We start from the raw sequence: 2189 nt of genomic DNA on the forward strand, positions 1-2189 counted from the left end.
GCTCGGTGCCGGTTCGATGACCGGGCTGCCGATCATCGAGACGAAGGCGAATGACGTGTCGGCCTACATCCCGACCAACGTCATCTCGATCACCGACGGTCAGTGCTTCCTGGAGACCGACCTGTTCAACCAGGGTGTGCGCCCCGCCATCAACGTCGGTGTGTCGGTGTCGCGCGTCGGTGGCGCCGCCCAGATCAAGGCGATGAAAGAGGTCGCGGGCTCGCTCCGTCTGGACCTGTCTCAGTACCGCGAACTGGAGTCCTTCGCCGCATTCGCCTCTGACCTCGACGCCACGTCGAAGGCTCAGCTGGAGCGTGGCGCCCGCCTCGTCGAGCTGCTCAAGCAGCCGCAGTACAGCCCGCTTTCCGTCGACGAGCAGGTCGTGGCGATCTTCCTGGGCACCAAGGGTCACCTCGACTCCGTTCCGGTGGAAGACGTTCAGCGCTTCGAGGCCGAGTTCCTCGAGCACGTGAAGGCCAGTCACGACGGAATCCTGAAGGACATCCGGGAGACCAAGAAGCTTCCAGAAGAGGCCGCGGACAAGCTGACGGAGGTCGTCAACGACTTCAAGAAGGGATTCGCCGCCACCGACGGAAGCTCCGTGGTCGACAACGAGGCTGCGGCCGAGGCACTCGACCCCGACGACGTCGAGAAGGAATCCGTCAAGGTCCGCAAGCCGGCGCCGAAGAAGAAGTAGGACCGGAGAGGTCTGGAGAGCACATGGCTGCAACACTGCGCGAACTACGCGGACGAATCCGCTCCGCCGGGTCGATCAAGAAGATCACCAAGGCCCAGGAGCTGATCGCGACGTCGCGAATCTCCAAGGCGCAGGCCCGCGTCCGGGCGGCCCGGCCGTACTCAGAAGAGATCACCAGCATGCTCACCGAGCTGGCGGGAGCCAGCGCGCTGGATCACCCGCTGCTCGTCGAGCGGGAGTCGCCCAAGCGGGCCGGGGTGCTGGTGGTGTCGTCGGACCGTGGTCTCTGCGGTGGCTACAACGCCAACGTGCTGCGCCAGTCCGAGGAACTCTTCTCCTTGCTACGCGAAGAGGGCAAGACGCCCATCCTGTACGCGGTTGGCCGAAAGGCATTGGGCTACTACCGGTTCCGTGAGCGGGACGTGGCGGAGTCGTGGACCGGCTTCTCCGAGCGGCCCACCTACGAACACGCGCGCGAGATTGCTGACACCCTGGTTGCGGCATTCCTCGCGGGCGACGACGACGATGGTGACGATCCTGGCGACGACGGCATCCTCGGGGTCGACGAACTGCACATCGTCTTCACCGAGTTCAAGTCGATGCTTTCCCAGTCGGCGCTCACCTTGCGGATCGCGCCGATGGTGGTCGAGTACGTCGGCGAGCAGGAGAGTGGGCCGCAGACGCTCTTCTCCTTCGAGCCCAACCCGGAGGCGCTGTTCGACGCCCTGCTCCCGCGGTACATCGCCACGCGCGTCTATTCGGCGATGCTGGAAGCCGCCGCGTCGGAGTCGGCATCGCGCCGCCGTGCGATGAAGGCAGCCACCGACAATGCCGATGACCTGATCAAGGCGCTGACGCTGGAAGCCAACCGTGAGCGCCAGGCCCAGATCACCCAGGAAATCAGCGAGATCGTCGGTGGCGCCAACGCGCTTGCCGATGCCCGATAGCCCTCGATAGACAACACCGGAAGCAAAGAGAAGCGAAGAGAAAATGACTGCCACCGCAGAAGATTCCAAGACCGCAGGTCGCGTGGTCCGCATCACCGGCCCGGTCGTCGACATCGAGTTCCCGCGCGGTTCCGTACCGGAGCTGTTCAATGCGCTGCACGCCGAGATCACCTACGAGCAGATGGCCAAGACCCTCACGCTCGAGGTCGCCCAGCATCTCGGGGACAACCTGGTGCGGACCATCTCCATGCAGCCCACCGACGGACTGGTGCGTGGCGTCGAGGTGACCGATACCGGCGCGTCGATCTCGGTGCCCGTCGGCGATGGCGTCAAGGGCCATGTGTTCAACGCGCTCGGCCACTGCCTGGACGAGCCCGGTTACGGCGAGGACTTCGATCACTGGTCGATCCACCGCAAGCCCCCGCCATTCTCGGAGCTGGAGCCACGCACCGAGATGCTGGAGACCGGCCTGAAGGTCGTCGACCTGCTCACCCCGTACGTGCGCGGCGGCAAGATCGCCCTGTTCGGCGGCGCCGGCGTGGGCA

The 2189-nt window shown here is 65.2% G+C and carries 1 protein-coding gene and 2 pseudogenes; all 3 read left to right on the forward strand.

Features of this window, described 5'->3' with window-relative positions:
* Positions 1 to 697: pseudogene (locus ACRDUX_RS41610) on the forward strand (F0F1 ATP synthase subunit alpha); the annotation flags it as partial.
* 23 nt (positions 698 to 720) lie between these two features.
* Positions 721 to 1644 carry a F0F1 ATP synthase subunit gamma gene (locus ACRDUX_RS41615; protein ID WP_526423541.1) on the forward strand — a complete coding sequence of 308 codons (924 nt, stop codon included), beginning with the start codon at positions 721 to 723 and terminating at the stop codon, positions 1642 to 1644.
* 43 nt (positions 1645 to 1687) lie between these two features.
* A pseudogene (locus ACRDUX_RS41620) lies at positions 1688 to 2189 on the forward strand (F0F1 ATP synthase subunit beta); the annotation flags it as partial.

This window comes from Mycobacterium sp. (genome assembly GCF_050701675.1).
Taxonomy (GTDB): Bacteria; Actinomycetota; Actinomycetes; order Mycobacteriales; family Mycobacteriaceae; genus Mycobacterium.